Source organism: Vibrio sp. RW (assembly GCF_027587105.1).
In the GTDB taxonomy this organism is placed as follows: domain Bacteria; phylum Pseudomonadota; class Gammaproteobacteria; order Enterobacterales; family Vibrionaceae; genus Vibrio; species Vibrio toranzoniae.
The window spans coordinates 165,165-190,200 of sequence record NZ_JAPPTM010000009.1 but is presented as its reverse complement, the minus strand read 5'-3'; the positions used below and the strand labels follow the sequence as shown (position 1 = coordinate 190,200).

Below are 25,036 nucleotides of genomic sequence, written 5' to 3'. Positions count from 1 at the left end.
AGCTTCCTAAAAACGGGGAACATCAAAACAAAACGAGCCGCTATTGAGCGACTCATTCTGAAGAGGAAAAGGTTATGGGTTACGCGGGAATTTGTCGAAATCAGGTCGACGTTTCTCATTAAATGCATTACGGCCTTCTTGGCCTTCCTCTGTCATGTAGAACATCATGGTTGCGTTACCAGCGAGCTCTTGCAGACCCGCTTGACCATCACAGTCAGCATTAAGAGCGGCTTTCAAGCAACGCAGAGCCATTGGGCTGTGCTGCAGCACTTCACGACACCAACGAACGGTTTCTTTTTCTAGGTCAGCGACAGGAACAACCGTATTTACAAGGCCCATGTCCAGTGCTTCTTGAGCATCATAGAAACGGCATAGGAACCAAATTTCACGCGCTTTCTTCTGGCCAACAATACGTGCCATGTAAGAAGCACCCCAGCCGCCATCGAATGAACCCACTTTAGGCCCCGTCTGACCAAATTGTGCATTTTCAGCAGCAATAGTAAGGTCTGCCATCATGTGAAGAACATGGCCGCCACCTACAGCCCAGCCAGATACCGCTGCGATAACTGGTTTTGGACAAGTACGAATTTGACGTTGGAAATCAAGCACGTTCAAGTGGTGTGTACCTGAATCATCTTGATAGCCGCCGTAGTCACCACGGATACTTTGGTCACCGCCAGAACAGAATGCCTTCTCACCAAGACCCGTCAAAATGATCACGCCAACTTTCTCGTCATAACGAGCATCAGCTAAGGCATTGATCATCTCTTTTACGGTTTGTGGACGGAACGCATTGTGCACTTGAGGACGCGCGATCGTGATTTTTGCAATACCATCGTCAGACTTATGGTACTGAATATCTTCGAATTGATTGCTTTCATCGCGCCAATTAACGGCTGCGTAAAGTTCTTCTTCTGTGATGCCTACTGTTTTAGCCATGGTGATTCCCATTGTTCTATTAGAGACCACGACTAACGAATAGTCGTGACGGTGTTGCTCTGCTTTTGATAGTGCTTGATACGAGAGAATCGCTCAATCAGTTTAACGACAACTGGCGATACATTGGATGATCAAGTTTGAAAACAGCTCTGGTTGCTCGAAATGAACATTATGACCAGCGTAATCCACTTGACTATATTCAAAGCCACTATTCTCAGCTAGCTCCATGAATTTACGATCTTTTTCACCGCACACATAATGCAATAAATGCTCATGAGATTTCAGTGTGGCACGTAAATCCGGTTGCTTAGCTAACGAAGTAGATAACAACATATTTGCTACGGATACTCCAAGGTTACCACTACGCTTTATGACCAAAGTTTGTCTTTGCTCATGATTTAGTGAAGAAAAGACGCTTTGTTGATACCAATCGTCTACAACATCTTCAATCGACTGCTGTGCAAAGCGAACCGCCCACTGCGTATCATGTACTAACCTTTGCGCTCTTTCTTCATCACACTCTAAGCCAAAATTGCCGCCTTCAATAATCACTTTCTCTAGGTTAAGCGTCTCAAAACAAGGGCGTGTCACCCCGTACATCGCGAGCCTTCCACCCATCGAATAACCAATAATCACGATAGGATAGTCCGCCGGCAGATTGTTGAGTGCCAATTGAGAAGTAATGCACTGAACAATTTTATTGCAGCAATGATCAAACCCTACCGGATCGATAAAACAACTTTGTCCGTGTCCGGGTAAATCTATGCAAAGACGAGAGAAATCCTCGAGGAATGGATGACATGCACTCCAATCATCCCCGCTTCCGAGTAAACCATGTAAAAAAACAAGCAAAGGTTTGTCAGAAGATACATTTGAAGCTGGGAAATAATTGGAGTAAAGCATACAAAGTCCTTAGGCTAATGCCTCGGTAAGCATTGAACTGAATTGTTTTAGTAAAGTAGACGCTTGCTCGGGAGGGGTCTTAACTTCAACGAGCAAGGTACCCTGCCCCTGTTCGAAATGTTGTTCGATAATATTTTGATAGCAATTTAAAGTTTCTGGCGCCGCATAACCGAGCTGGAATTGCGCAGCAGCATGTTCAAAGTTGAAACCATGAGGCATTTGATAAAGAGACTGTTTTTGTTGCTCGGGAACCGGCAACAAGTCAAAGATTGCACCGCCGTCGTTATTGGTGACCACTATAACCATTGGCGTAGTGTTATGAGTGAGTAGCGCCAGTGAATTGAGGTCATACAACAAAGAGGTATCACCAATCAGCATCATCAAAGGATTCTGGTTGGCTTTCATCACGCCCGCAGCCGTCGCTACCAAGCCATCAATGCCCGATGCGCCACGATTGCTATAAACTTGATTCGCAGATATTGATGAAAGCATATCCACCAGCCTTACCATCAAGCTGTTTCCCACAAACAACTCTCTGTCTTTAAGTCTAGACGACAAGTCAACGGCAACACTCAACTCTGTCAATTGGTCGTTATTAGAGATTTGCGCCAATGCTAACTGCTGAACCGTATTCGCGACTTCTATTAAAGGCGTCGCCCAAGCAGCATGTTCACCCAGTAAGCTTGGTAAATGCTGCTCTGATAGCCATTGTTCGATGTTTGCGACGATATGAATTTGAGGCAGATGGTCTTGATTAATGCGGTGCGAATCAGGTGAAACCACAACGTATTGTGATGGACTAAACAGAGTGGCTTGCTCCTTTATCCATTGGTTAAGACGCTTTGAAACAATGCGCTCGCCAAACTGAAGAATAAAATCACACTGGCTAAGCTGCGCTTTGGCTACATCACTTTGCATCCATAAATCATAGTGTTGCCAATCACTGTTAACACCTGACTGAGGGTCGCAGAAGATAGGCCAGCCCAGAGCAGAAGAAAACTGCTTGGCTTTGGTTGCGGCTTCGTTATCGATAGAGCCAATAATCACCGCACCTTTTCGTGCGAGGTAGTCACCCGGCGCAACAGGCTGCAGGCTCAGATGATTGGCTAGATATGTATTGGAATAAAGACTTGTTGATGCTCTCCACCCTGCCACACTCTTGGTGTAATCCGCATACATTTCAGCGTTGTTGTTCGAATAGAGCGGCTCTGGGAACGGACAGTTGATGTGAATAGCACCGCCAACATTGCGTTGTTTCGCGAGTGCGTTATCAACTGATGTCAGAAGCCAGTTCAAAGAAACTTGTGTGGTTGGGCTTGGTAGGTTTAGCGCCGTTTTAACATGGGAAGAAAAGATACCCTGTTGCTGAATCGCTTGGTTAGCACCACAGTCGACTAAATCAATTGGTCGATCAGAGGTAAGTAAAATCAGCTTCTCTCGTGTTAACCCAGATTCAGCCGTGGCAGGTAGAAGATTCGCAACAGCAGTTCCAGAGGTTACAATCACTGCAACGGGTTTGTCGCTCGCCTTCGCCAGACCTAAAGCAAGAAAGCCAAGACCACGCTCATCAAAATGCGTGTGTAAGGTTAACTTGGGGTTAGCTTCAGCTTCGAGAGTTAACGGCGTTGAGCGAGAGCCCGGCGCAAGACAAACATGTTCCACACCGCTGCGTGCAAGCTCTTCAAGTAATGTGTTACACCAAACTCTGTTTAATACGGCTTGGTCGTGGTTCATGACGCTACACCCAGAGGTGGGTGATCTGAAATTAGGCTGAGTAGAGTCGACATCTTCTTGTTCAACTCCTGCCACTCGTGTTCGGCGACAGACCCTGGCACGATCCCCGCCCCCGCAAACAGCTGTACTTGATCGTTTACAACTAAAGCACTGCGAATCGCTACACAAAATTCAGCACGTTGATGGCTGATATAGCCAACAGAACCTGCATACCAACCTCGAGCAAACGGTTCATGTTCAAGTATGAAGTCCATCGCTTCTTTACGAGGTAATCCTGCAACCGCAGCAGTCGGCTGCAACGCAGCAAGTAACTGGACGCCGTTAATGCCAGCATTGAGCTGAGCATGGATATTACGCTTCAAATGCTGCACTTTACGCAAACGTACAAGGCGTGCATCCTTTTCAACATGTACCATTTGTGAGTGAGGAGTCAGTCGCTCAATGATATCGTCGACCACATATTGGTTCTCATTGAGGTTTTTGCTGTCTTGAGAAAGCCAGTTTGCTAACTCCATATCCTCGGTTGCGTTCTCCCCGCGACCAATCGTTCCAGCAAGCGCTTCGGTATCAAGCTCTGTACCATGTCGGCTATACAATCGCTCTGGCGTCGAGCCAATAAAGCTGTGTTTAGAATCCAACACCAACATAAAGTGAAAGCTATGATGATTTTGTTGATAGCTTGCCTTAAGTAATTGTGCTGCACAGATAGGCGCATCGAGCTGTAGCGTGGTTTTACGAGCCAAAACCACTTTCTTATATTCTTCGTCACTGATCCCCTGAAGCACTTTATTCACCAAACTACCCCACTGCTCCTTTTCCGGCACGTGGGTTATTTGTTCAATATGAGCAGACAACGGCGCTAAAATCGCCGCTTCAACAGATAGCTTATTTAAGGCATTAATCGAAGCAACGCGATCAGGAGATAAATTAACCGCTAGCGACCAAGTATTATCAAAGCGAATCAATTCAACCTGAGGAAGGAAGAAAAACGATTCCATGCAACGACGGTTCTTAGCGGTGTGCCCGTCAAATGAACGTCCACCCCAAATTCGCTGGTCTTCCCCAAGAATTGCATATGCGGGTGCTGGGTCTGAAAAAGTATGTAACTGACCGAGTGCAACGACCTCTTCACGAGTGTCGCGTGACTGCCAGTAAAATTTGGGAAAGAGAGGTTGAGCATGAAGCCATTCTATAAATGCAAACGATGGTTTTTGTGTTAGGACTTCAACACAACGAACTTCGCTTGCTTGGGCATTGTGTACTCTCTCAATCAAAGCGGAGAGAGTTTGCTGGAAATGTGACAAATCGACCTCGTCCACACCTAAATTATTATTATATTAGGTTGATACTTTATGGGTAGCATCCACTTAGATCAAGAATGTACTATATCTTTTCAACATTCCTGTGATTTTAAGCAATCCCGCTCCCTTTCTTCACCTTAGCTAAAACCAACAACGCTAAGAATTAAAACTCATAAAATAGTGATAGCAAAAAGACCAGACGTTACACGGAAATGCGACATTCAGCAGATTTTTATTCTATCAAACCCCATTTTGCGGTACTTTAATAAAGTATTTAAATTAATTTCAGGAAACCGGCAATGCAAAATATCGGGATGTCGTCAAAACTCAACAATGTATGCTACGAAATCAGGGGTCCTGTACTCAAACATGCTAAGCGCATGGAAGAAGAGGGGCATAAAATACTAAAGCTAAATATTGGTAACCCCGCCCCCTTTGGTTTTGACGCCCCTGATGAGATCCTTGTTGACGTAATCCGCAATCTACCAACATCTCAAGGGTACTGTGACTCAAAAGGTATTTATTCAGCCCGCAAAGCGGTTGTCCAGCACTATCAGAAAAAAGGTCTTCGCAACCTTGATGTAGAAGACGTTTACATTGGTAACGGTGCGTCTGAGCTTATCGTGATGTCTATGCAGGCGCTACTGGACAATGGTGATGAAATCTTAGTGCCCGCACCAGACTACCCACTTTGGACTGCATCAGTGGCACTTTCTGGCGGTACTCCGGTTCACTACATGTGTGATGAAGATGCCGATTGGTATCCAGATGTCGATGACATACTCGCGAAAATTTCACCAAAGACTCGCGGGATCGTTTTGATCAATCCAAACAACCCAACGGGTGCTGTATATAGTCGTGATTTCCTGTTGAAAGTTGTGGACATTGCTCGTGAGCATGGTTTGATCATCTTCGCTGATGAAATATACGACAAAGTACTTTACGACGGCGCAGTGCACACTTCTGTATCAACCTTGGCTGAAGACGTTTTAATGGTCACCTTTAATGGCTTATCGAAAGCTTATCGTGTATGTGGCTTTCGTGGTGGTTGGATGTTCTTGACTGGTCCAAAACACTTAGCGAAAGGCTATGTGGAAGGACTAGAGATGCTCGCTTCTATGCGCCTGTGTGCCAACGTGCCAATGCAGCACGCAATACAAACCGCACTCGGTGGCTATCAGAGTATCAATGAACTACTACTCCCTGGAGGTAGACTGCTTGAACAACGTGACCGAGCATGGGAATTGATCAACAAGATCCCTGGGGTATCTTGTGTGAAACCAAAAGGCGCGATGTACCTGTTCCCTAAAATCGATACTAAAATGTACAACATCAAAGATGATCAAAAATTTGTACTCGATTTCCTTAAACAAGAAAAAGTATTATTGGTTCAAGGTACTGGCTTTAATTGGCCAAAACCCGATCACTTCCGCATCGTGACTTTGCCACATATCGAAGATCTAGAAATAGCAATTGGTCGTCTTGAGCGCTTCTTGTCAACTTACAGCCAAGAGTAGTTCGCCAACAATCAATCTGCTATCAACTAGTCCACTAACGATGACTACAATTTACTGTTTTAAAATACTTTAACTTGTATTCATTCACTTATATGCTTAAAAGGCTCCTGTTTAGGGGCCTTTTTTTATATTTCCTATCTCGTACTACTTGCATTGTTTACAAGACACAAGTAGAGCATTGTTAAGCAAGGACACTTATGAAACAAAGCCATTTCTTTGCCCATCTAGCACGCATGAAACTGATCCAACGTTGGCCACTGATGCGCTCAGTCTCAAGCGAGAATATTTCAGAGCATAGTTTACAAGTTGCCTTCGTCGCGCACGCTTTGGCGCTTATCAAAAACAAGAAATTTGATGGTCAACTCAACCCTGAGCACATCGCATTGTTAGGTATGTACCATGACACCAGTGAGGTACTGACTGGTGATTTACCTACTCCGGTTAAATACTACAATCCAGACATCGCCCAAGAGTACAAAAAGATAGAAGCAGCAGCTGAGAAAAGGCTACTGTCCATGTTGCCGGAAGAGTTTCAAGAAGACTTCGCACCATTTTTAATTTCAGGGACAGCAAGTAAAGAAGAACAAAGCATTGTTAAGCAAGCAGATACTATCTGTGCTTATTTAAAATGTTTGGAAGAACTCAGCGCTGGAAATCACGAGTACGAGCAAGCAAAACGTAGACTGCAAGAAACACTCGAACAGCGTAAAAGTCCAGAAATGGATTACTTTCTCACTACCTTTGCACCGAGTTTTGAATTATCACTAGACGAGATAAGCTAACTGGGTATAACTTGAATATAATCAGTTAAATAAATCAATTTGATAGGTGCTATTTTGACCGTCCAACTCGAACCGACATTTGCACTCGAACAAGAATGGCAACATCGAAATGACGATGAACATAAAATAAGACGTGATGACCACCGTAGCCCGTATCAACGCGATCGTGCGCGTGTACTTCACTCTGCGGCCTTCCGCCGCCTTCAAGCTAAAACTCAAGTGCATGGCACCACAGTTAACGATTTTCACCGAACCCGATTAACACACTCTCTAGAAGCCGCGCAGCTTGGTACAGGTATCGTCGCTCAATTGAAAAAAAAGCAGCCCGAATTCCGCGACCTATTGCCTTCAGACAGCTTGATAGATTCACTATGTTTGGCTCACGACATTGGTCACCCAGCTTATGGGCATGGCGGTGAAGTCGCCCTGAATTACATGATGCGCGATTATGGTGGTTTTGAAGGCAATGCCCAGACATTTAGAATCGTCACGCAACTTGAACCCTACACAGAACATCACGGGATGAATCTGTCTCGACGTACGCTGCTGGGGTTGATTAAATACCCTTCACTACTCAGCGAGGTTCAAGCAAAGTTACAGTCTGAACCAGTGAAGCACCAGCGCCAGCTTAGAGCAAAAGATTGGATGCCAGCAAAAGGCATATACGATCATGACGAAGAGCTATTCAACTGGGTACTTGAACCGCTTTCAAGCAACGACCAACAACGGCTAAAAAAGAAAAGAAAGCCGCACACCGAACCACTTGAACACAACAAGACCAAATACAAGTCACTTGACTGTTCCATTATGGAGCTGGCTGATGACATTGCGTATGGCGTACACGATTTGGAAGATGCGATTGTGCTGGGCTCTGTGACTAAGACACAATGGGTAGAATCGGCTTATCCGCAACTACAAGAAATGGCGGACCCATGGATTTGTGAACACCTTGACTCAATAACTGAAATGCTGTTTTCCGGTGAGCAGTATCGCCGTAAGGACGCAATTGGCGGAATAGTCAACGCACTGTTGACCAGTATTTCGATTAAGCCCGTTGATGAAAGCTTTGAGAGTGTGTTGCTCTCCTACAATGCCGTACTTGAGCCAAGCATGGACGCCACACTCGATAAGCTAAAACACTTCGTGAGTGAGTTTGTTATCCAAGTCCCTCAAGTTCAGGTTATTGAATACAAAGGGCAGCAAATAATCATGGATATGTTTGAAGCATTCAGTGCTGACCCTGAACGCCTGTTGCCGCTGCCAATCAAAAAGCAATGGCTACTGCACGACGATGAATCAAGACAGATGCGTGTGATAGCCGATTACATTTCATCAATGACCGATGATCTTGCGCAGAAAATGCATCAGCAACTGTTCTCGGCTCATACCGAGTTTTAATTCCTGACTCACTCTACTGGAACGGATTAATCTAAGTAGTTTTTCTCAAATACACCGGGCGGCATTTGATTGATTTGAAACTGAATCATTTGGTCAAATGCCGTTAACAGCGAACTGAAATCTCGGTCGCACTCTAACAAACTCAGTAAATGGTATCCGGCTTCTACAGTCGACAAACTGTTTTCACTTGGCGCTTTACGAATTCGATAATTACCTTTGAGGTCTTTCGGTAAGTGAACAGTATCCAACGCATGCAAGTTACTCGACACCTGCCACATCTTGAATGCCTTCTTCCAGGTGCCATCCAATAAAACCACACGCATTTTTTTGCTTGGGCGTGTTGCAGACTCAACAGACACAGAGTGCTCACTTGGGTACAAAATCACGTGTTGGTAATCTTCATCGGTCAGCAGTTCGTTCAATTTTGTATTATCTGAAAAGTCCTCCCCAACAAGCGTCACGCTGTTTTCTAGAGATAACGAGAGGATACGCGCGGTTCCCATTGGGCGATGCTCTTCTGATGGGTGCTGAAGAATGATAAGCTCAACGTTCGATTCTAGTGGCGTAACCCACTGACAAATACAAGCTTTCAAAGCCTTGCTGCATTGGCGGCAATAACGAGACATGGATTTAATGTGTACCCTGTTTTAATTTTCACTTCACTTTTATGCGTCTTATTCCAACTAGAGCCTGTGCAGGCTTGGGTAGTTTGGGATAACAATGCGATTGCCGATGGGCAATGGTGGCGGATCCTAACAGGAAACTTTTCACATACCAACTACTCGCACCTTGTGATGAATTTAGCAGGCTTGTGGATCATCAGTTATCTATTTCAACCTAATAAGAAACAACTGATCAGTGCGTTGCTTTTCATTAGTGTAGTCACGGGATTGGCGCTGTTACTGTCGAGCATTCAAGCCTATGTGGGTTTGTCGGGGACTTTACATGGGCTGTTTGGTTTATTCGCGCTCAGAGAAGCGTTAAACGGTAGAAAATCGAGTTGGCTCTTGGTGGTGGGATTAATCGCTAAGATAGCGTGGGAGCAGTTTGTCGGCCCTTCTAGCACGACTGGCGAGCTGATTAATGCTCGCGTCGCGATTGAAGCCCACCTAGCAGGAGCACTGGCTGGAGGCTTCGTGGCTGTAATATTTTCGCTAGCGAATACAAAAGCAGATCAAAGCTGAATTCTTTCGCGGTTCTTTTCTACCGTCACTTCACCGATTCCTTTCACATTAACCAAACCGTCAGCTGTGGTAAATTCACCGTACTGATCTCGATAATCGACGATCTCTTTCGCTTTCTTTTCACCTATACCGACGAGAAGAGCTGATAGTTCTTCTGCTGTCGCTGTGTTGATGTTTACCGTTATCTCAATACCTTCGTAAAGCTCAGCCTTAGTTGGGCTATCTGCAAACACTGCGGAGCTAAGCGTAATAAGAAATGAAAGAAGTAGTGTTGAATATATTGTGCGCATAAACCGTTCCTTTGTATAAAAAACGTAACTTATGCATTTACCATTACAAATGACACAGTAACTAAATAGAAATAAAGCGGGCCACCTAAGTGACCCGCTTTGTTATACATCTCGTTTTCATCAGCTTGTTTGTTCGCTCACAAATTTGATTTATAGAGCAACAGTCATACTTTGATTAACAATGCTAAATCATCGAGTGAATCAAAGTTTACTGACCTTGGCCAACTACGTAATATTCAACGTCAGCGTTTTTGCGAAGTACGTTTAATACATTAGTAAGATCTTGCTGGTTGCCAACTCGCTCCAATTGAGCGCCAATTTGAGTGCTGTAAGCCGGGTTGATTTCAGCCGTTACTTTTGAAAGCTCAACAACAACAATATTACCGTCTTGGTCTTTAGACTGACCGAATACAGATTGACCGTCTTCTGGTTTCGCTAAAGCAAATACAGAAGATGCTAATGGAGAGTTACGGTCTATCGTTTCAAGTTCAGTGAACTCAAGATTATTATCCGCCAGTACTGCTTCATTTCCTTGCTTAAGTTCGTTCACTAGAGAAACACCTAGCTCAATCGCTTGTTGCTCCGCTTGAACAGCAGACAATGCAGCCACAACTTGATCTTTCACTTCAGCTAGAGGAAGAACGGTTTCGTCACGAGTTTCTTCTACACGAACAACAATCACGTGCTCAGGTGCAACTTCGATAACTTCAGAGTTTAGGCCATCTTCTTTCACTTCAGGACTCAAGATCGCTTGCATAACTGCTGGTGTCATGAGGAGTTCTGGAGCATCAACTTGAGAAATGAAACCCGTTGTTGTGATCTTAGCGTTAATAGCTTCAGCTGAATCGACCAAAGAATCTGGGAATTCAAATGCCACTTTCTCTAGTTCAGTTTGCTTCTCGTAGAACTGGTCAACAGCATGTTGGTCTATAAGCTCTTGCTTAATCTCAGCCGCTACTTCTTGGTAAGACTGAACTTGAGACGCTTTTAGCTCGTCTAACTTGATGATGTGATAGCCAAAATCAGACTTAACTAAACCAGTTGTGTCGCCAATAGCTTCAAGAGCAAAAGCTGCATCTTCAAACGCTGGGTCCATAACGTCGCGTTCAATCCAGCCTAGGTCACCACCAAGGTCAGCACTGCCGAAATCATCTGATTTCTCTTCAGCTAGCGTAGCAAAATCAGCGCCTGCATTTAGTTCGTCTAGGATTGACTGAGCTTTCGCTTCGTCATCACCTTGAACTAGGATGTGGCTAACTTTACGTTGCTCTTCAGTTGAGTACTTGTCTAGGTGCTCTTGGTAGTATTTCTGTGCTTCTTCATCACTAACTTCAAGCTGAGACTTAAGTGCTTCAGCAGAAAGCTCAATGTAAGAGACTTTAGCTTGCTCTGGACGAGTATAAGCTGCTGGGTTCTCTTGGTAGTACTGTTCGACTTGTTCGTCAGTTAGCTCGATGTCTTTCGCAAGGTCAGCAACAGACAGTGTCACTGTACGAATGTCACGAGTTTGAGCAATCAGTTTGCTTTGCGTATCGATTTCACCTTGAAGAACAAATTCACTGCCTTGAAGCGCAGTAACAAGCTGGTTACGCATTAGGTCGCGACGCATGTATTCAGCGAAGCTTTCTGCGCTGAAGCCTGCACGACGTAGTGCCGATTGGTAAACTTCTTGGTCGAATTGACCAGCCGTTTGGAACTGAGGCATTTCTAGAATCATGGTACGGATTTGAGAATCACTGATTCGTAGGCCTAGAGACTCGGCTTGTTGCTCAAGTAGAACATCGTTGATCATGCGATCAAGGACGGATTTACGGAAAGACTCTACGTATGCAGGGTCTGCCAGCATTTGAGCAAAGTAATCACCAAGTTGAGACTGCATGCGATTGCGTTCATTTTGATAAGCCTGTTCGAACTCACCACGAGCAATTTCGGTGTTGCCAACTTTAGCCGCTGCGTTATTGCCGCCACCGGTGATGTAGCTGCCCACACCTGCGAATACAAATGACAGGATAATCAACCCAAGGATTATTTTTACCGCGATGCTATTCACGCCTTCGCGTAATCGATCCATCATAATTTAAGTGCTCTCCGGATATGAAGCATTGGCTTCAAAATAAAAAATCTATTCACGCGATATTATCAGAAAAAGAAATGCGCATCAGTAGGATGCGCATAATTTAAATAAGTTCAATGTGCTCTGCACATATACTGCTCAATAGTGAAAGACTACTTTTCAAACAGTAAACGCATTTTACTACCTTCCCCTCTCAAAACCTGAGGTTTCAGTAATAAAAATTAGTTACATGCGTCTTTAAGAGCTTTACCCGCTTTGAAGCCTGGTACTTTAGCTTCTGCGATTTGAATCTCTTCACCCGTTTTTGGATTACGACCTGTACGAGCAGCACGAGTACGAACACTGAAAGTACCAAAGCCAACAAGTGCAACTTGGTCGCCTGATTGTAGCGTTGTGCCAACGGCTTCGATGAAAGCATCTAGAGCGCGGCCAGCTGAAGCTTTAGAGATGTCTGCGTTTTCTGCGATTGATTCTACTAGTTGTGTTTTATTCACTGTTTTTCCCCTATGTGTCATCTGTAACTATTTCTCGATGACGGTACGTTCCATTTTGGTTTTAATTTAGCCGCAAGCCTTGTTGCAAAAGGGATTGCAGCTTTAGTCGAATAACTTAGCGTCCAAAAAAAACGCTGACAAGCCTTTTCGAGCCTATCAGCGTAATTCTTTACTTATTTTTGCTACGCATCACTATTTTTTCACGTCAAACTCGACCCCTGACGGATCTCGTTCTAAAGCAACTTTCAGTACTTCATCAATCCACTGTACTGGGATAACCTTCAAGTCAGCGATTACGTTGTCTGGAATGTCTTCCAAATCACGTTCATTGTCCTTTGGAATCAGAACTGTTTTGATGCCACCACGGTGTGCTGCAAGTAGTTTTTCTTTCAAGCCACCAATAGGTAAAACTTCACCACGAAGGGTAATTTCACCTGTCATACCCACTTCAGCTTTCACAGGGTTACCGGTTAAGCTAGACACGAGAGCCGTACACATTGCGATACCAGCACTTGGGCCATCTTTTGGTGTTGCACCTTCTGGTACATGAACGTGAATATCACGCTTCTCATAGAAATCTGAATTAATACCCAGCTTTTCAGCACGAGAACGAACCACAGTCATGGCAGCTTGAATCGACTCTTTCATCACATCACCAAGAGAACCGGTTTGCGTTAGCTTACCTTTGCCTGGCGTTGATTCGGTTTCGATAGTCAGTAGATCGCCACCCACTTGTGTCCAAGCTAGACCAGTTACCTGACCAATACGATTGCTTTCATCCGCTTTACCGAAGTCATGACGTTGTACACCTAAGTACTCTTTCAGGTTATCAATGTTAACCGTTACAGACTTAAGGTCGCTGTCTAGCAAGATGTTCTTCACTGCTTTACGACAGATCTTAGAGATTTCACGCTCTAGGCTACGCACACCCGCTTCACGCGTGTAATAACGAATGATGCCGATGATTGCTGAGTCTTCAATCTCAATCTCATGAGGCTTCAGGCCGTTACGTTGAACCTGCTTGTCCAGTAGGTGACTCTTAGCAATGTTCAGCTTTTCGTCTTCTGTGTAACCAGATAAGCGAATCACTTCCATACGGTCTAGTAACGGGCCAGGAATATCCATCGAGTTAGACGTTGCAACAAACATGACATCTGACAGATCGTAATCTACTTCTAAGTAGTGATCGTTGAATGAAACGTTTTGTTCAGGGTCAAGAACTTCCAATAGTGCCGAGGATGGGTCTCCGCGCATATCAGAAGACATCTTATCGATTTCATCTAATAGGAACAGTGGGTTCTTAACACCCACTTTAGACATCTTCTGGATCAGTTTACCCGGAAGTGAACCGATGTAAGTACGACGGTGACCGCGGATTTCCGCTTCGTCACGTACGCCACCTAGAGCCATACGAGTGTACTTACGGCCCGTTGCCGCTGCAATCGAACGACCTAGCGAGGTTTTACCTACACCAGGGGGGCCAACAAGACAAAGGATTGGACCTTTTAGCTTGTTAATTCGATTTTGTACTGCCAAGTATTCAAGGATACGTTCTTTAACACGCTCTAAGCCGTAGTGGTCTTCATTCAAGACCTCTTCTGCTTTCGCTAAATTCTTTTTAACTTTTGAACGTTTAGCCCAAGGAACACCAACCATCCAATCAATGTAGCTACGAACTACTGTCGCTTCAGCAGACATTGGCGACATCATTTTCAATTTTTGCAGTTCTTGCTCGGTTTTCTCGCGAGCTTCTTTAGGCATTTTTGAATCTTCGATCTTCTTCTTCAAAGTCTCGAATTCATCAGGTGCATCGTCCATCTCGCCAAGTTCTTTCTGAATCGCTTTCATTTGCTCATTCAGATAATACTCGCGCTGAGATTTCTCCATCTGTTTCTTAACACGGCCACGAATACGTTTTTCAACTTGCAGGATGTCAATCTCTGACTCCATTTGGCCCATCAAGAATTCCAAACGTTCAGTGACATCTGAAATTTCTAGAACGTGCTGCTTGTCCACCAATTTAAGGGGCATGTGCGCTGCAATGGTATCGGCTAGACGTGCTGCCTCGTCAATACCATTTAGCGACGTTAGAACTTCTGGTGGAATCTTTTTGTTTAGCTTAATAAAGCCTTCGAATTGATTGATCGCACTACGAACAACCACTTCTTGTTCTTTGTCGTCAAGCTCGGAAGTTACAACGTATTCTGCATCTGCTAAGAAAAATTCACTTTCTTTGAATTGATTAATTTTTGCACGCTGCTGACCTTCAACAAGTACTTTTACAGTACCATCGGGAAGCTTGAGCAATTGAAGAATGGTAGCAACGGTACCTACATCAAATAGGTCTTCTATTGAAGGTTCATCAGTGTCCGCTTCTTTCTGTGCTACAAGTAGTACTTGTTTGTTAGCTTCCATTGCCGACTCAAGGCAAGTAATCGATTTTTCACGACCAACAAACAATGGAATAACCATATGTGGGTAGACCACTACATCACGTAGAGGTAGCACGGGGATTTCGATACGCTCGGAACGTTCCAAGTTCATATATTTCTCTCTTCCGCTTTAAACTTATAAAGCAGTATATGGGGCTTAAACGACTGGATTCAATGGAAGAATAAAAAAAAGGAGGTAATTGCTTACCTCCTTTTTCAATTTGAGCGTGTAGTCTAAAAAAGACTTACTCTGCAACAGCTGCTTGGTTATCTGAGTTGCTGTAAATTAATAGTGGTTCTGACTCACCATTAATTACCGACTCATCAATCACAACCTTGCTTACATCTGTAGAAGATGGCAGTTCATACATAGTTTCTAGTAGAACCCCCTCCAAAATAGAGCGTAGACCACGAGCACCTGTTTTACGGTTCATTGCTTTCTTAGCAATGGCACGTAAAGCATCTTCGCGGAATTCTAGCTCTGTATCCTCAAGTTCAAATAATGCTGCGTACTGTTTCGTCAGTGCATTCTTTGGCTCACAAAGGATTTGGATTAACGCTTCTTCATCAAGCTCTGTCAGTGTTGTTGTAACAGGTAGACGACCGATGAATTCTGGAATTAAACCATACTTCACTAGATCTTCAGGTTCTACTTGAGTGAACAATTCACCGATAGTTTTGGTTTCGTCTTTTGAACGCACTTCTGCGCCGAAGCCGATACTTGAACCTGTTTCTACACGTTGCTCAATCACTTTATCTAGGCCTGCAAACGCACCACCACAGATAAATAGGATCTTAGACGTGTCCACTTGCAAGAACTCTTGCTGTGGATGCTTACGACCACCTTGAGGTGGAACTGAAGCCACGGTACCTTCAACAAGTTTTAGTAGAGCTTGCTGTACACCTTCACCAGATACGTCACGCGTAATTGATGGGTTTTCAGCTTTACGAGAAATCTTGTCGATTTCATCAATGTAAACAATGCCGCGTTCCGCTTTCGCTACGTCGTAATCACATTTCTGAAGCAACTTCTGGATGATATTTTCAACATCTTCGCCCACGTAACCCGCTTCGGTTAGTGTTGTTGCGTCTGCCATTGTGAAAGGAACGTCTAGGAAACGAGCCAGTGTTTCAGCAAGTAGTGTTTTGCCACTACCAGTAGGACCGATAAGAAGAATGTTACTCTTACCTAACTCTACGCCTTCAGCCGTTGTATCACCATTACGTAAACGCTTGTAGTGGTTATATACCGCAACTGCTAGCACTTTTTTCGCGTATTCCTGACCGATTACATAGTCGTCAAGATGCTCACGAATCTCACGCGGCGTTGGCAGCGATTCAGATTCTTTCTTAGGAAGAACATCTTTAATTTCTTCACGAATAATGTCGTTACATAGATCGACACATTCATCACAAATGTAAACAGAAGGACCTGCGATTAACTTGCGAACTTCGTGTTGGCTTTTGCCACAGAAAGAGCAGTAAAGCAGTTTACTGCTACCACCCTCTTTGCTTTTGTCTGTCATTCGCTAACCTCTTAGCCTGTACTCTCTATGTTTGAGTGTATATCAATTTGAATCACTTTGCGTTAAACAATTGCCTTGCAATTATTGGCCGCGATGATTAAGAACTGAATCCACCAAACCGTATTCCACTGATTGCTCAGCAGACATGAAATTGTCACGATCTGTATGTTGCTCAATAACTTCTAGAGGCTGACCTGTGTGCTCCGCCAATAGCTTATTTAGCTTTTGTTTGATCGTTAGGATCTCTTGCGCATGAATTTGAATATCAGACGCTTGACCTTGGAAGCCGCCAAGTGGCTGGTGAATCATCACACGTGAATTTGGAAGCGCGTGACGCTTACCAGGAGCACCACCCGCTAGTAAGAATGCTCCCATAGAACACGCTTGACCCATACATACTGTGCTCACGTTTGGTTTGATGAACTGCATTGTGTCGTAAATAGACATACCTGCAGTTACGCTACCGCCTGGTGAGTTGATGTAAAGATAGATATCTTTGTCTGGGTTTTCTGATTCCAAGAAAAGCATTTGAGCCACGACAAGGTTTGCCATGTGGTCTTCAACTTGACCGGTTAAGAAAATGATACGTTCTTTTAACAGACGAGAATAGATATCGTAAGAGCGTTCACCACGGGAAGTTTGTTCAACCACCATAGGAACTAACGCGTCCATAATCGATGGCATTGTATTTTTTTCTTGGTAGCTCATATTCTTATGTCCCTAAAATAAATGGCCCGAATGATTAAATCATACGGACCATTGTTAGCAGAATTGTTGACCGTACGTCAACCTTCTACATCAGATATTACTATATTATGCAGGTTGCTGATTCATTAGCTCGCTGAAGCTAACTTCTTTATCAGAAACTTGAGCTTTAGCGATGATTGCATCAACTGCTTGCTCTTCTAAAGCAACGTTACGCATATTGTTCATCATTTGCTCGTTTTGCTCGTAGTAAGCAATAACTTCTGTTGGGTCTTCGTATGCTGTAGCCATCTCTTCGATGATAGCTTTAACTTTCTCGTCATCAGCTTCTAGCTCTTCAGTCTTGATTACTTCACCAAGAAGAAGGCCTACAACTACGCGACGTTTAGCTTGCTCTTCGAACAGCTCACGTGGAAGTTGGTCAGCAGCTTCAGTGTTGCCACCGAAACGTTGAGCAGCTTGTTGACGTAGAACACCGATCTCTTGATCGATAAGAGCAGAAGGTACGTCGATGTTGTTTTCGTTAACTAGACCGTCGATAGCTTGCTCTTTGATGCGGTTCTTAACAGCTTGCTTAAGCTCACGCTCCATGTTCTTACGAACTTCAGCTTTAAGACCTTCAACGCCGTCAGCAGCGCCGAACTTAGAAACGAATTCTTCGTTTAGTTCTGGAAGTTCACGAGCTTCAACTTTGTTCAACTTGATAGAGAACTTAGCTGATTTACCTTTTAGGTTTTCAGCGTGGTAATCTTCTGGGAAGTTTACGTCGATTTCGAATTCCATGCCTGCTGTTTTACCAACGATACCGTCTTCAAAACCAGGGATCATGCGACCAGCACCCATCTCTAGTGGGAAGTTCTCAGCTTTACCGCCTTCGAACTCTTCACCGTCGATAGAACCAACGAAGTCGATAGTTGCACGAGAGCTAGCGTCAGCTGCAGTTTCAACTTCAGTCCAAGTTGCTTGTTGCTTACGTAGAGTTTCGATCATCTCTTCAACGTCAGCTTCTTTAACTTCTACTGCAGGTTTCTCAACAGTGATGTTCTCTAGACCTTTCAGCTCAACTTCTGGGTAAACTTCAAAAGTTGCGTTGAATACTAGGTCAGCGCCTTCGCTGTTTTCAACTGGTGCGAAAGTAGGTGCGCCAGCTGGGTTGATTTTCTCTTTAACGATCGCTTCGATGAAGTGACGTTGCATTACTTCGCCCATCACGTCTTGACGTACTGCTTTGCCGTACATTTTAGCAACCATCTTCATTGGCACTTTGCCTTTACGGAAACCATCGAAACGACGATTTTTCGCGATGTTGCGTAGTTCAGCTGTAACTGCATCTTCGATGTTAGCAGCAGGAACAGTAATATTAAGACGGCGCTCTAGGCCTTCTAGCGTTTCAACAGTAACTTGCATTATATAAACCTCAAAACTGGCTCAGTAATCTGAGCATATGAGCCGTAACTTAGCTTTAATTCAAAAGCCGACGTTGTTGGCTGCATCCTTGTGTAGTGCTCTATCCGAACACCTAATTTAAAATCGAGCATTGATGTCTGAATTGACTATTCAACCAAACACCAGACTAATCAGCGATATCTTCGTTCTTCACACGCCGACTTGAACGTAATAAAGCTTGTTTTAAGAAACAAGAAAGGTATCTCCGATTAGCCTCAGGACAGAGATTTTAGACGCGACATTCTAGCGATCTGTTTAATCTCTGTCGAGCCGTTCACCTCTGCTTAATGATGAATGCTCTAAATTCGTTCAACCAAATGATAAAAAAACAATCAAAACATCACTTAGCACAACAGAAATGGGGACAATAGCGACTTTTTCAAGGGAATCGAGGCCTTTTTTTGCTAAAAACCTTAAAAAGAGATCTTGCTCTTGTTTTACCCCTCAGAGTCGATAAGTTTTTCAACAATCTCTGTTACAAAGCCTTAACCTACAGCCATCTGTTGGCTCTCAATTTTCAGCTAAAACACCGTTATTAACTGCAATATACGAGAGAATACAGGCGTATTTGTGTTATCTAAGATTGAGCGGAGAGCCTTCATGTTTCGAGCTTTGAGCCCCCCTTTACTGCTGGCAGTCACCTATTGTTTACTCATGGTCGTTGGTGGTCATTGGATCTGGGGATCAAGCCACCAAAGTTTGTTAAATGATCACCAATCCAAGCTAGATAGGTTTTCTGTTCATATATCTAGCCAATTGGACAAGTTCGCCCACATCCCGGAGCTGCTATCAAAGGATAAAGAACTGATCGACGCCCTACATTCACCAAGCAATTCTGCCCAGATAGAACTCACCAACCGCTATCTAGAGCACGTCAACACAGTGATTCAGGCATCCGACACCTATTTATTGGATAGCATCGGCACCACTATCGCAGCCAGCAACTGGAACCTTGAACACTCGTTTGTCGGGCGTAATTTTGCGTTTCGCCCCTACTATCAACAAGCGATTCTCGGCAATGAGAATCAGTATTTTGCTTTAGGTTCTACTTCGGGGAAACGGGGTTATTATTATTCCTTTCCTGTCTCCTACGCGGCTGAAATCATTGGCGTGATTGTCGTAAAAATGGATTTATCACTGATTGAAACAAGTTGGAAAGGCAAACAGAGTTATTTTGTTGCTGACGATAAAGACCAGATTGTTTTTATGTCAAGTAATCCAGAATGGTTACTCAAAAGCCTCCAACCACTCAATAAAGCCCAACAGGCTCGAATTCAAGAAAGTAGGCAGTATCTAGATACAAAAATCGAGAGTCTGCATTTTTCAGGAGATTTGGAGAGCTCTACCAGCAGTATTAAGTCAACGCATAAACTCGTTCAAGAGCACTTTTTCACTTCCTCACGTTTTTTGGATGACCCCAAATTAACCGTCCGGGTATTCTCTCCGACACACTTAGTTTGGTGGGATTTGATCGCCTATATGGTGGTGTTGAGCTTAGTATTTGCGATTATTTATCTCACCATACAACTCAACAACCATCGCCAACAAAGACGTGCCCAGATCGATAGGCTGCAATCTGAAGCCAAACAAAAGCTGGAATTTCAAGTTCTTGAGCGCACATCAGAACTGCACGTTGAGATCAAGCACCGTATCGAAACAGAACAGATACTCAGACAGACACAAGACGAGCTAATACAAGCAGCAAAGCTGGCAGTATTAGGTCAGATGTCAGCAAGCATCAGCCATGAACTGAATAACCCATTAGCGGCTATTCGCAGTTATGCAGACAATGGCCGACTCTTTCTTGAAAAAGAGAAGACAGACCGAGTCGATGACAACCTCTCTCGGATTTCAGCACTGACGGATCGTATGGCAAAAATAAGCCATCAACTCCGTTCCTTCGCTAAGAAATCCACGGCGGAAGAGCTACACACGTTGCAGATACTGCCTATTCTTCATTCCTCAAAAGAACTAATGAAACCGCAGTTAAAGACTGAGCGAGTCAAAGTAAATGAGCTTCCTGAAATCTTCGACGCCTGCGTGCTCGCCAATGCGATTCAATTGGAACAGGTAATCATTAACCTACTGACCAATGCTGTTCAAGCTATGGAAAATCAAGAAGATAAACAATTGGCTATCCTGTTAGAGATTAGCGAATCAGATAACGCACAATCAAAAACTCTGTTGATTCATGTCGATGACAATGGCCCCGGTTTTGTCTCGTCTACGACGGGACACTTTTTTGAACCCTTTCATACCACTAAAAAAAATGGACTTGGACTCGGGCTGTCGATTTCTCAACAAATAATCAGCGGAATTAACGGCAAACTAGTGACAGGAGTCAGTCCGCAAGGCGGTGCTCGTTTTACTATTGAACTCCCGATAGTGTCCGACGAGCAACGTTCCAAAAAGAACAAAATGGACTGAAGCAAAACAAAAATTTCAGCGATATTCAGTATAAAAGAGTAAAGGAATAACTATGTGTGACGTCTATTTCATTGATGATGAATCCGATTTAAGGATGGCAATTGAGCAGAGCTTCGAGCTCGCTGACATTAATGCTGAATTCTTTCATGATGCAGAATCAGCACTACTTGCGATCCAAAAAAATGGTCTTCCCCATGTGATCATCACAGATATTTGTTTACCGGGTATTTCTGGACATGATCTACTCAACACTGCCATGCACAAAGATAAAGAGATTCCTGTCATCATGATCACCGGGCATGGTGATATATCAATGGCCGTGCAAGCTATCCATGATGGTGCCTATGATTTCATTGAAAAACCATTTGCCAATGAGCGTTTGATCGAAACCACCAAACGGGCGATCGAAAAACGCCGATTGACCCTCGAAAACCAAGAACTGAAACGTTCGTTGAAAGCGAGTAAAGCACTGGGTCCAAGAATCATTGGTGACACGCCATCGATGACTGAGCTTCGTTCGATCATCACTCACGTCGCCGATACCAACGCCGATATTTTATTGTTTGGCGAAACGGGAACAGGTAAAGAACTAGTCGCACGTTCCCTACATGAACAAAGCAGCCGTCGAGAGCAAAATTTTGTCGCAGTCAATTGTGGTGCCGTTCCTGAGAACCTGATTGAAAGTGAGCTCTATGGCCATGAAAAAGGCGCTTTCACGGGGGCTGATAGCAAACGCGTAGGTAAGTTTGAGTTTGCACAAGGCGGCACCCTGTTCTTAGATGAAATAGAATCCATGCCAATGCAAGCGCAGATACGTCTGTTACGCGTATTACAAGAACGTGTCATTGAAAGGGTTGGCTCAAACGGTTTGGTTCCTCTCGATATTCGAGTGATTGCAGCAACTAAAGTCGACCTAAAGAAAGCCGCTGAAGAAGGCACTTTTCGCCAAGACCTTTATTACCGACTCAATGTCGTGACCTTAGATTTACCTTCACTAAGAAGTAGACAGGAAGACATCCCAGCACTCTTTCACCATTTCTTGCTCGTCGCAGCAGCGCGTTATGGTAAAACAGCCCCTGCACTGCCACAAACAGAACTGCACGCGCTTTTAGCTCATGATTGGCCCGGAAATGTACGAGAACTACGTAATACTGCGGAGCGTTTTGTACTTTTAGGTAAGCTTTCTCATTTATCAGACAACACCGTTAAGTCAAACCAACACTTATCGCTAGCTGAGTTGGTCTCTGACTTTGAGAAAAGTGCACTAAAGCAAGCGCTTATTGAGTGTAACGGCAGTATAAAAGAGACCATGGAAAGGCTTCAACTTCCACGCAAAACCCTTTACGACAAGATGCAAAAATACCAGCTTGCAAAAGAATCGTATCGACAAAGAGAAAACTAAACTATTTTTGTGAGCAAGATCACCTATACTTATTTCGGTCATAGGATGTTCTACGATCAAAATAGTGAGGAGATGGTTATGGGTGAGAAAACGAGAGTGCCATCCATTACTGACACACTTGAAATAGATGGTGTTTATTACATCGATCAGCATGTCGACTTAAACACACCGGAGTTAGAAGCAAAAAGGTCCCTCTATCAACAGAGCGACCATCATTTGAACTTCGGTAAAAATATTGATGAGGAGGTCTAACGACCTCCTTTTTTCCATTCTAATTGTTCTTTTTCTATTTTACGCAAACAATGCCCACACTTACTTAGTGATAATTTCTGGTCCCATCAATGTGGTTGGTAGCCATGTCGAAACCCAAGGCACGTACGTTACGATAATCAGGAATAAGAACATCACGCCTACCCAAGGCAGTGCCGCTTTTACTACGTTCATCATCGACATCTTGGCGACCCCTGCGGTCACAAACAAGTTGAGTCCAACAGGCGGCGTTATCATCCCTATCTCCATATTCACTACCATCATGATACCTAGGTGGATTGGGTCGATACCGAGTGCAATAGCGATTGGGAATACCAATGGCGCAACGATGATCAGCAAGCCTGATGGCTCCATGAACTGACCGCCAATTAAGAGTAAAACATTCACTACAATCAAGAAGGTGATCGGACCTAAACCCGCAGATAGCATAGACTCAGTGATCATTTGAGGAATACGTTCTTCGGTTAGTACATGCTTAAGAATCAGAGCGTTGGCAATGATAAACAGCAGCATAATCGTCAGCTTGCCTGCATCGTACAGCGTGTCTTTGGTGTCTTTGTGGAAGAAGGTTTGGAACACTTTTACCAAAGCCGGTTTTGTATTGTTCTTGTCAGCAAATGGCCCCATATCTTTATAGATAAAATTGGCAATGAAGAAGGCATACACCGCAGCCACTGCCGCCGCTTCTGTCGGAGTAAAGATACCGCCGTAGATACCGCCCAGAATGATGACAATCAATAACAAGCCCCAGCTCGCATCTTTTGCTGCCGAAAACATCTCACCCCAACCCACAAATGGCTGTGCCGGAATCTTCTTAATACGCGCCGCAATGTAGATAGCAATCATCAACATCACACCCGCCAACAGGCCAGGAATTACACCGCCTAGGAACATACGACCTACCGATACATCCGTCGCCGCTGCGTATACCACCATCACAATTGAAGGCGGAATCAAGATACCCAGAGTACCTGCGTTACAGATAACCCCAGCTGCGAATTCTTTTGTGTAACCGTTTTTGATCATCCCTGCGATAACAATACTACCGATCGCCACTACCGTTGCAGGAGATGAACCAGAAAGGGCTGCGAACATCATACATGCCACAACCGATGCCATCGCCAAGCCGCCGCGGAACCAACCCACCATCGCGATTGCAAAACGGATAATACGTTTCGCCACGCCACCTGTAGACATGAAGCTAGAGGCCAAGATAAAGAAAGGAATCGCTAAGAGTGTGTAGTGGCCTGCAAAAGCATTAAACAGCGTTTGTGCAACGGATGCCAAAGAAGCATCAGAATGCATCAATAAGAATATGACGCTTGATAAACCGAGGGAAATCGCAATTGGTACACCGACCAACATAAAAGCAATTACCATTAAAAATAGAAATAACATTGCCATGATTAGTCTTCCTTCCCGTTAGATTTTGTACCCGACTCATTCGCCTTGTTTTCCTTAGTCGAATCCAATACCGCTGTCGCGTCTTCGTCAGAACCCGCTAGCACGTCCGCTTTCAACGCATCCAGCTCTTCTTCGGCTTCATGGCCTGCAATCATGCGGTCGAGTTTGCCTGTTACGACTTGATAAGCCACTTGAGCAAAACGGAATGTAAGCATTGCCATACCAATCGGCAGCGCCATGTAAGGAATAAAACGTGGCAGTTTCTCATATCGCTCGCCTTCATTCAGCCAGTCAGCAAGAAACTGAAGCATCTCTGGCATAGGGATATCATCGGTTTCATACCATGCGCGATCAGTCGCGAATGGGTACCAATAATTCCAAGAGCCGATAAGCAGTAACACTGAGAATGCTAGACAGCTGGTCACCGCGATTAACGCATACACTTTGCGTAGCTTTTCAGGGGCAAGGTTGATAATCACATCAACACCAATGTGGAAGTGTTTTTTCACGCCGTAAGATGCGCCGACCAACACCATCCATGCAAACATGAATACCGTCAGTTCCAATGCCCATAAAATGTTGTCATTGAATGCGTATCGAAATACCACATTGGCAAAAGTAAGTAGCGTCATTGCGCCAAGGAAAAATGCGATTAATGACTCTTCAATCACATCCGTAACTCTTCCGACTTTGGAAAAAAGAGAGGTTTCCAGTGCTGATTCGCTAGAATTTGGTTGTTCCATTTGAGGCTTTTCCATAATTGACTCCGCTTATAATTGTTTTAATAAGAAGTGGCGAAAACGCTCGC

Annotated in this window: 21 protein-coding genes; 7 read left to right on the top strand and 14 right to left on the bottom strand. The window is 44.2% G+C overall.

Annotated features, from left to right (window positions below; all coding sequences use genetic code 11):
- Positions 1–72: 72 nt before the first annotated feature.
- The 4 genes from menB to OCT63_RS10930 form a co-directional block, all read right to left on the bottom strand.
- Entirely contained in the window at positions 73–939 is an 867-nt protein-coding gene (menB, locus tag OCT63_RS10945) for a 1,4-dihydroxy-2-naphthoyl-CoA synthase (RefSeq protein ID WP_060468156.1), read from the bottom strand.
- Between the two features lie 102 nt (positions 940–1,041).
- Positions 1,042–1,842 carry a 2-succinyl-6-hydroxy-2,4-cyclohexadiene-1-carboxylate synthase gene (gene menH / locus OCT63_RS10940; protein WP_161680512.1) on the bottom strand — a complete coding sequence of 267 codons (801 nt, stop codon included), beginning with the start codon at positions 1,840–1,842 and terminating at the stop codon, positions 1,042–1,044.
- A gap of 9 nt (positions 1,843–1,851) precedes the next feature.
- Positions 1,852–3,576, bottom strand: a complete 1,725-nt coding sequence (menD, locus tag OCT63_RS10935) for a 2-succinyl-5-enolpyruvyl-6-hydroxy-3-cyclohexene-1-carboxylic-acid synthase (RefSeq protein WP_269983714.1) — start codon at positions 3,574–3,576, stop codon at positions 1,852–1,854.
- Entirely contained in the window at positions 3,573–4,880 is a 1,308-nt protein-coding gene (locus tag OCT63_RS10930; RefSeq protein WP_161674388.1) for an isochorismate synthase, read from the bottom strand. Before OCT63_RS10930 ends, menD begins: the two co-directional genes overlap by 4 nt.
- Before the next feature lie 296 nt (positions 4,881–5,176).
- Here OCT63_RS10930 and OCT63_RS10925 point away from each other — a divergent pair, with 296 nt between their 5' ends.
- From OCT63_RS10925 to OCT63_RS10915, 3 genes are all read left to right on the top strand, one after another.
- On the top strand, positions 5,177–6,394 hold the full coding sequence (locus tag OCT63_RS10925) for a pyridoxal phosphate-dependent aminotransferase (protein ID WP_269983713.1): 1,218 nt from the start codon (positions 5,177–5,179) through the stop codon (positions 6,392–6,394).
- 197 nt (positions 6,395–6,591) lie between these two features.
- Positions 6,592–7,176, top strand: a complete 585-nt coding sequence (gene yfbR / locus OCT63_RS10920; RefSeq protein ID WP_060468161.1) for a 5'-deoxynucleotidase — start codon at positions 6,592–6,594, stop codon at positions 7,174–7,176.
- A 54-nt stretch (positions 7,177–7,230) separates the two neighbouring features.
- Entirely contained in the window at positions 7,231–8,574 is a 1,344-nt protein-coding gene (locus OCT63_RS10915; RefSeq protein WP_269983712.1) for an anti-phage deoxyguanosine triphosphatase, read from the top strand.
- 26 nt (positions 8,575–8,600) lie between these two features.
- Here the strand turns inward: OCT63_RS10915 and OCT63_RS10910 are convergent, their stop codons facing one another.
- Positions 8,601–9,200 (bottom strand): tRNA-uridine aminocarboxypropyltransferase, encoded by a 600-nt coding sequence (locus OCT63_RS10910; RefSeq protein ID WP_161674396.1) that lies wholly within the window; start codon positions 9,198–9,200, stop codon positions 8,601–8,603.
- Positions 9,201–9,209: 9 nt separating this feature from the next.
- On the opposite strand from OCT63_RS10910, the gene rrtA reads away from it, so the two are divergent.
- Positions 9,210–9,758: a rhombosortase gene (gene rrtA, locus OCT63_RS10905; protein WP_269983711.1), complete on the top strand. Its 549-nt coding sequence runs from the start codon at positions 9,210–9,212 to the stop codon at positions 9,756–9,758.
- Here rrtA and OCT63_RS10900 read toward each other — a convergent pair.
- From OCT63_RS10900 to tig, 7 genes are all read right to left on the bottom strand, one after another.
- Positions 9,749–10,048, bottom strand: a complete 300-nt coding sequence (locus OCT63_RS10900; RefSeq protein ID WP_060468165.1) for a ComEA family DNA-binding protein — start codon at positions 10,046–10,048, stop codon at positions 9,749–9,751. The two genes, rrtA and OCT63_RS10900, sit on opposite strands and share 10 nt — an antisense overlap.
- Before the next feature lie 208 nt (positions 10,049–10,256).
- Entirely contained in the window at positions 10,257–12,122 is a 1,866-nt protein-coding gene (gene ppiD / locus OCT63_RS10895) for a peptidylprolyl isomerase (RefSeq protein ID WP_269983710.1), read from the bottom strand.
- A 221-nt stretch (positions 12,123–12,343) separates the two neighbouring features.
- Positions 12,344–12,637: an HU family DNA-binding protein gene (locus OCT63_RS10890; RefSeq protein WP_012604504.1), complete on the bottom strand. Its 294-nt coding sequence runs from the start codon at positions 12,635–12,637 to the stop codon at positions 12,344–12,346.
- A 171-nt stretch (positions 12,638–12,808) separates the two neighbouring features.
- Positions 12,809–15,160: an endopeptidase La gene (gene lon / locus OCT63_RS10885; protein ID WP_060468167.1), complete on the bottom strand. Its 2,352-nt coding sequence runs from the start codon at positions 15,158–15,160 to the stop codon at positions 12,809–12,811.
- A 133-nt stretch (positions 15,161–15,293) separates the two neighbouring features.
- Positions 15,294–16,574, bottom strand: a complete 1,281-nt coding sequence (gene clpX, locus OCT63_RS10880; protein WP_017056940.1) for an ATP-dependent protease ATP-binding subunit ClpX — start codon at positions 16,572–16,574, stop codon at positions 15,294–15,296.
- A gap of 81 nt (positions 16,575–16,655) precedes the next feature.
- Entirely contained in the window at positions 16,656–17,282 is a 627-nt protein-coding gene (clpP, locus tag OCT63_RS10875; RefSeq protein ID WP_017056939.1) for an ATP-dependent Clp endopeptidase proteolytic subunit ClpP, read from the bottom strand.
- 105 nt (positions 17,283–17,387) lie between these two features.
- Complete coding sequence (tig, locus tag OCT63_RS10870) at positions 17,388–18,686, bottom strand: trigger factor (protein ID WP_161687600.1); 1,299 nt, start codon at positions 18,684–18,686, stop codon at positions 17,388–17,390.
- A gap of 639 nt (positions 18,687–19,325) precedes the next feature.
- Between tig and OCT63_RS10865 the strand changes: the two genes are divergently transcribed.
- The 3 genes from OCT63_RS10865 (at position 19,326) to OCT63_RS10855 (ending at position 22,806) form a co-directional block, all read left to right on the top strand.
- Positions 19,326–21,152 carry a sensor histidine kinase gene (locus OCT63_RS10865; RefSeq protein ID WP_269983709.1) on the top strand — a complete coding sequence of 609 codons (1,827 nt, stop codon included), beginning with the start codon at positions 19,326–19,328 and terminating at the stop codon, positions 21,150–21,152.
- A 52-nt stretch (positions 21,153–21,204) separates the two neighbouring features.
- Positions 21,205–22,554 (top strand): sigma-54-dependent transcriptional regulator, encoded by a 1,350-nt coding sequence (locus OCT63_RS10860; protein WP_269983708.1) that lies wholly within the window; start codon positions 21,205–21,207, stop codon positions 22,552–22,554.
- A gap of 78 nt (positions 22,555–22,632) precedes the next feature.
- The gene (locus OCT63_RS10855) at positions 22,633–22,806 is read left to right on the top strand and encodes a hypothetical protein (protein WP_167346764.1); all 174 of its coding nucleotides are present in this window, start codon (positions 22,633–22,635) and stop codon (positions 22,804–22,806) included.
- Positions 22,807–22,866: 60 nt separating this feature from the next.
- Here the strand turns inward: OCT63_RS10855 and OCT63_RS10850 are convergent, their stop codons facing one another.
- Both OCT63_RS10850 and OCT63_RS10845 read right to left on the bottom strand, forming a co-directional pair.
- Positions 22,867–24,228 (bottom strand): TRAP transporter large permease, encoded by a 1,362-nt coding sequence (locus tag OCT63_RS10850; protein WP_060468171.1) that lies wholly within the window; start codon positions 24,226–24,228, stop codon positions 22,867–22,869.
- 2 nt (positions 24,229–24,230) lie between these two features.
- Positions 24,231–24,986, bottom strand: a complete 756-nt coding sequence (locus OCT63_RS10845; RefSeq protein ID WP_161687606.1) for a TRAP transporter small permease — start codon at positions 24,984–24,986, stop codon at positions 24,231–24,233.
- Between the last annotated feature and the right edge of the window lie 50 nt (positions 24,987–25,036).

Bases quoted from the DNA above. Each gene is read 5' to 3' on its own strand.
- OCT63_RS10925 (WP_269983713.1), top strand. From the start codon at position 5,177: ATGCAAAATATCGGGATGTCGTCAAAACTCAACAATGTATGCTACGAA.
- OCT63_RS10845 (WP_161687606.1), bottom strand. From the start codon at position 24,986: ATGGAAAAGCCTCAAATGGAACAACCAAATTCTAGCGAATCAGCACTG.
- clpX (WP_017056940.1), bottom strand. From the start codon at position 16,574: ATGACAGACAAAAGCAAAGAGGGTGGTAGCAGTAAACTGCTTTACTGC.
- lon (WP_060468167.1), bottom strand. From the start codon at position 15,160: ATGAACTTGGAACGTTCCGAGCGTATCGAAATCCCCGTGCTACCTCTA.
- tig (WP_161687600.1), bottom strand. From the start codon at position 18,686: ATGCAAGTTACTGTTGAAACGCTAGAAGGCCTAGAGCGCCGTCTTAAT.
- OCT63_RS10860 (WP_269983708.1), top strand. From the start codon at position 21,205: ATGTGTGACGTCTATTTCATTGATGATGAATCCGATTTAAGGATGGCA.
- OCT63_RS10910 (WP_161674396.1), bottom strand. From the start codon at position 9,200: ATGTCTCGTTATTGCCGCCAATGCAGCAAGGCTTTGAAAGCTTGTATT.
- OCT63_RS10850 (WP_060468171.1), bottom strand. From the start codon at position 24,228: ATGGCAATGTTATTTCTATTTTTAATGGTAATTGCTTTTATGTTGGTC.
- menB (WP_060468156.1), bottom strand. From the start codon at position 939: ATGGCTAAAACAGTAGGCATCACAGAAGAAGAACTTTACGCAGCCGTT.
- yfbR (WP_060468161.1), top strand. From the start codon at position 6,592: ATGAAACAAAGCCATTTCTTTGCCCATCTAGCACGCATGAAACTGATC.
- OCT63_RS10865 (WP_269983709.1), top strand. From the start codon at position 19,326: ATGTTTCGAGCTTTGAGCCCCCCTTTACTGCTGGCAGTCACCTATTGT.
- OCT63_RS10855 (WP_167346764.1), top strand. From the start codon at position 22,633: ATGGGTGAGAAAACGAGAGTGCCATCCATTACTGACACACTTGAAATA.
- OCT63_RS10900 (WP_060468165.1), bottom strand. From the start codon at position 10,048: ATGCGCACAATATATTCAACACTACTTCTTTCATTTCTTATTACGCTT.
- clpP (WP_017056939.1), bottom strand. From the start codon at position 17,282: ATGAGCTACCAAGAAAAAAATACAATGCCATCGATTATGGACGCGTTA.
- ppiD (WP_269983710.1), bottom strand. From the start codon at position 12,122: ATGATGGATCGATTACGCGAAGGCGTGAATAGCATCGCGGTAAAAATA.
- menH (WP_161680512.1), bottom strand. From the start codon at position 1,842: ATGCTTTACTCCAATTATTTCCCAGCTTCAAATGTATCTTCTGACAAA.
- menD (WP_269983714.1), bottom strand. From the start codon at position 3,576: ATGAACCACGACCAAGCCGTATTAAACAGAGTTTGGTGTAACACATTA.
- OCT63_RS10890 (WP_012604504.1), bottom strand. From the start codon at position 12,637: ATGACACATAGGGGAAAAACAGTGAATAAAACACAACTAGTAGAATCA.